The sequence below is a fragment of the Synechococcus sp. 63AY4M2 genome (assembly GCF_002760475.1).
Classification (GTDB): Bacteria; Cyanobacteriota; Cyanobacteriia; order Thermostichales; family Thermostichaceae; genus Thermostichus.
This window is the reverse complement of the sequence record NZ_AXUX01000001.1, coordinates 3,079,880-3,083,974: the sequence shown is the minus strand read 5'-3', so window position 1 is coordinate 3,083,974 and position 4,095 is coordinate 3,079,880. Positions and strand designations below refer to the sequence as shown.

Below are 4,095 nucleotides of genomic sequence, written 5' to 3'. Positions count from 1 at the left end.
TGGGCCTTTTTGCACCCGGATGTGCCGCTGCAGTCCTATGGTCGCTGTCTGATTGAGTACCCAGAAACCCACGCCTGCGCCCCTGACCTAGTGCTCTACAAAGGGGAGAACATCCCCAAATACCAAGCCGGCGAGCCGCGGCGGATTGATTTGCGTTTCCAAAGACCTCCCGACCTGGTGGGCGAAATTGCCGACACCACCCTGGCTCTTGACCTAGACGAGCAAAAGCAGCTCTACGCCAGCCTGGGCATTCCTGAGTACTGGGTCATCGATGTCAAGGGGCGGCGTGTTTTTGCCTTTGCCCTGGCCAAGGACAGGCGCTATCGGGCCATTGCCCAGTCAGAGGTGCTGGCGGGCCTGCAGATAGCTCTGCTTGAGCAGGCGCTGGAACGCCTGGCCAGCGAGACCAACACCGCCGCCGCCAACTGGCTCCTCCAACAGCTCCAACGCCAGGCTTAAAGCCGTCAGGGCGTTTGGGCCAGCTTGATGATGAGATGGCGGTTTTTGTCCACCGCGATCCAGCCCTGCTGGCGGAAACGGTTCAAAAGACGGGTGATGGTGACGCGGGTAGTGCCGATGGCATTGGCCAAGTCTTGGTGGGTGAGGCGCACCTGCAGGCGCACCCCCGTCGCCATTGGGGATCCCAACTCCACCGCCAATAGGGAGAGCAACTGGCGCAGCCGATCCTCCACCCGCCGCCGCCCGGCCAAGGCCAGCAGCGCTTCGGTTTGGCGCAACCGCCGCACCAACTGCTTGAGCAGCCCCTGGCTCAGGGTTGCTGAGGCTTCCACCTCGGCTGCCGGCAGCCGCAACACGTCAACCGCCGTCAACGCCTTGGCTTGGTAGGGATCCAACATTGTCAGCGGGGATCCCAGGGGCATGGAGGGGCCAGCAAATCCCAACAGCGCCTCGCCGCCATTGGGATAGAGGGTAGTCAATTGCACCACACCCCGACAGACGATCACCCACTCCTCGGGAAACAAAGGGATGACCTGGCCGGGACTGTAGGGAGATAAACTGCGGCCTCGGTAGAGGTCTTCTAGCAATTGCCGCTCCCGTGTAGGCAGGCCGGCAGCAAAATGGCCGGGCATCGTTTCAGGCATAGGCTAGCTCCGCTAGGGCAAACTGGGCACACTGGTCGTTGGGCTTTCCCCTACCAATAACAGCATGGGGTTGGCTTCGCGGCTGAGTTGGGGTAGAGGACAAGTGTTCCCGACAACACCTTACCGCTTGCCTCTTCGACGGAAGTAAAGGAGAGGTTATGCCCAGGTTAAGTCTCGCCACGCAGAGGGGCAGAACCGAGAGCAACCGCGATCCGGTAGGATAGAAGTGCCAAGCTCAACCCTTCAGGAGACCTGCTGTGACGCTGATGGTTCGCGTGATCACCCCCGACCGCACGGTTTGGGATGCCCCCGCCGAGGAAGTGATCCTCCCGGCTACCTCAGGTCAGTTGGGCATCCTCACCAACCACGCCCCTCTCTTGACGGCCATCGGCAACGGCGTGATGCGGGTCAAGGCCGGTGGCAAGTGGTCGGCCATTGCCGTGATGGGCGGGTTTGCGGAAGTGGAAAATAACGAGGTAACCGTTCTGGTCAACCGCGCCGAGCGGGGAGAAAAAGTGGATAAGGCCGCAGCTCAGGCCCTCTTGGACAAAGCGAGCCAAGTTTTGAACACCAGCAGCGACAAGCAAGAGCGCCTGCAGGCCAAGTTGGATCAACAGCGGGCCAGGGCCTTGATCCAAGCCGCCGAGATGGGCCACAAAAGCTGAGGGATCCCCGCTTTTCTTGGCAGGGGATCCGGCTGCGGGGCTGGCTTTGTTAAGCTGAAGCTCTTGGGGAGCTGGTGGTGCTATGTTCAGTCCTGCAGTTGCCGATGGCGCATTGGGCAGCTTGAGAATTAGCCAGGTGGCGGCGGTGGCGGGGTTGCCGGTGCGCACGGTGCGCTACTACGAGTCGCTGGGCCTGCTGAAGCCAACGGTGCAGCGGTCGGAGTCCAGCTATCGCCTCTTCCATCCGGCAGTGCTGGGGCGGCTGGCTTTCATTCGCCGCTGCCAAAGCCTGGGCCTGAGCTTGGAGGAAATTCGCCAGATCCTGCAGTTGTACGACCGGGGGGAGCAGCCCTGCCCAGAAATCCGCCAACACCTGCAGGAGAAGCTGTGGCAAATCGAAGAGCGCATGGCCGAATTGCAAACTCTAAAAGGCCAAATTGAAAGCCTCCTTTCCGATTGGCGGATCCCAGCGGAACCGACGGCCCAGGAGGACGTGATCTGCCCGATTTTGCAAAAGCCAGAGGCCGGCGGTGACAAGGTTGGCAGACGCTACTCGACGGTTACCGACTTGGCCAGGTTGCGGGGCTGATCCACATCGGCCCCGCGGCGCAGCGCCATGGCGTAGGCAAACAGCTGCAGGGGGATGACGTTCAAAACCGCCGACAGCAGAGGTGTGGTGCTGGGCACCTCGATGACGTGGTCGGCTTTTTCCCGGACCTGGGTATCTTCCGGATTGATCAGGGCAATGACTCGCCCGCCCCGCGCCCGCACCTGCTCGATGTTGGAGAGCATTTTTTCGTAGACGGGATCGCGGGTGGCAATACACACCACCGGCATGCGCTCGTCGATGAGGGCAATGGGGCCATGCTTCATCTCCCCTGCTGGGTAGCCCTCGGCGTGGATGTAGCTGACCTCTTTCATTTTTAAGGCCCCCTCCAGGGCTATGGGGGCGTTGACCCAGCGGCCCAGGTAGAGCATGTCGGTGACGTGGTGGTACTGCTCCGCCAACTGCTCGTAGAGGGCGGCGTCTTTCAACAACAGGCTGATCTTGCCCGGCAGCTCGATTAAAGCTTGCAGGTGGGATCGGATCTGGGCCGGGCTGAGGATCCCTTTGGCCTGGGCCAGTTGCAGGGCCAGCAGGTATCCTGCCACCAGCATGCCGGTAAACACCTTGGTGGAGGCGACGGCGATCTCCGGCCCGGCGTGGATGTAGATCACCCCGGCATCCGCCAGACGAGTGGCCTGGGATCCGATGGCGTTGACGATGGCCAGGGTGGGGATCCCCTGAGTGCGGGCCTCGCTCATGGCCGCCAGCGTATCCACCGTCTCACCGGACTGGGTGAGGGCCACCAGCAGGCTGTGGGGACGCAGCACCGGCTGGCGGTAGCGAAACTCGGAAGCATAGTCCACCTGCACCGGGATGCGGGCCAGGCTCTCGATGAAATACTTGAGCACCAGGCAGGCGTGCCAGGCGGTGCCGCAGGCCACGGCGTGGATCTGCTCTATCTGGGCCAGTTGCGCTTCTGTTAGCGCCAGCCCCTCCAGCGTCACCCGCCCCCCTTCCAGATCCACCCGCCCCCGCAGCGTATCGGTGGTGGTGCGCGGCTGCTCGTAGATCTCCTTTTGCATGAAGTGCTTGTAGCCCCCCTTGGCCGCCGAGACGGGATCCCAGGCTACGGTGATGGGAGTCTTGCGCAGCTCTTCGCCGGTAATGCGCAGGTAGCGCACGCTGGAGTCGGTGAGGATGGCCATCTCCCCATCTTCCAGAAACACCACCCTGCGGGTGTGGCGGACGATGGCGGGCAGATCCGAGGCCACAAAATTTTCCCCTTCCCCCTCCCCAATCACCACAGCCCCGGCATTGCCCAGGCGGGCGGCAATCAGCCGATCCGGCGCCTCCCGATCCAAGGCCACCACGGCATTGCCTCCCCGCAGTTGTCCCATGACTTTGGCAAAAGCTGCCTCAAAGCAGCCCAGCTCCTCCGTGTACAGGCCCAGCAGGTGGGCGATCACCTCGGTATCGGTTTGGGAGCGAAAAGGGATCCCGCGCTGCAGCAGGTGCTCCTTCAGCTCCAGGTAGTTCTCCACAATGCCGTTTTGGATGACCACGATGCGCCCGCGCGCGTCGCAGTGGGGGTGGGCATTTTCTTCGCTGATACCGCCGTGGGTGGCCCAGCGGGTGTGGCCAATCCCCACCTTGGCCGTGGGCATGTTGGCCGTGAGCTTCACCAGCAGGTTGTGCAGCTTGCCGGTGGCCCGCACAATCCTCAAGCCCTCTTCTGGATCCACGGTGGCAATGCCGGCGGAATCGTAGCCGCGATACTCCA

At 62.5% G+C, this 4,095-nt stretch carries 5 protein-coding genes; 3 read left to right on the top strand and 2 right to left on the bottom strand.

Annotated features, from left to right (window positions below; genetic code table 11):
- The coding region (locus SYN63AY4M2_RS13530) for a Uma2 family endonuclease (protein ID WP_099887458.1) at positions 1 to 459 on the top strand (459 nt) is incomplete at its 5' end.
- Positions 460 to 464: 5 nt separating this feature from the next.
- On the opposite strand, the gene SYN63AY4M2_RS13525 is transcribed toward SYN63AY4M2_RS13530, so the two are convergent.
- Positions 465 to 1,103 (bottom strand): Crp/Fnr family transcriptional regulator, encoded by a 639-nt coding sequence (locus tag SYN63AY4M2_RS13525; protein ID WP_011430384.1) that lies wholly within the window; start codon positions 1,101 to 1,103, stop codon positions 465 to 467.
- 257 nt (positions 1,104 to 1,360) lie between these two features.
- On the opposite strand from SYN63AY4M2_RS13525, the gene atpC reads away from it, so the two are divergent.
- Positions 1,361 to 1,768: an ATP synthase F1 subunit epsilon gene (atpC, locus tag SYN63AY4M2_RS13520; protein ID WP_011430385.1), complete on the top strand. Its 408-nt coding sequence runs from the start codon at positions 1,361 to 1,363 to the stop codon at positions 1,766 to 1,768.
- A gap of 82 nt (positions 1,769 to 1,850) precedes the next feature.
- Positions 1,851 to 2,357: a heavy metal-responsive transcriptional regulator gene (locus SYN63AY4M2_RS13515; protein ID WP_049749752.1), complete on the top strand. Its 507-nt coding sequence runs from the start codon at positions 1,851 to 1,853 to the stop codon at positions 2,355 to 2,357.
- Here the strand turns inward: SYN63AY4M2_RS13515 and glmS are convergent.
- Positions 2,318 to 4,095 (bottom strand): glutamine--fructose-6-phosphate transaminase (isomerizing) (glmS, locus tag SYN63AY4M2_RS13510; protein WP_099887457.1); only part of this gene is annotated, 1,778 nt, incomplete at its 5' end. The two genes, SYN63AY4M2_RS13515 and glmS, sit on opposite strands and share 40 nt — an antisense overlap.

Bases quoted from the DNA above. Each gene is read 5' to 3' on its own strand.
- SYN63AY4M2_RS13515 (WP_049749752.1), top strand. From the start codon at position 1,851: ATGTTCAGTCCTGCAGTTGCCGATGGCGCATTGGGCAGCTTGAGAATT.
- SYN63AY4M2_RS13525 (WP_011430384.1), bottom strand. From the start codon at position 1,103: ATGCCTGAAACGATGCCCGGCCATTTTGCTGCCGGCCTGCCTACACGG.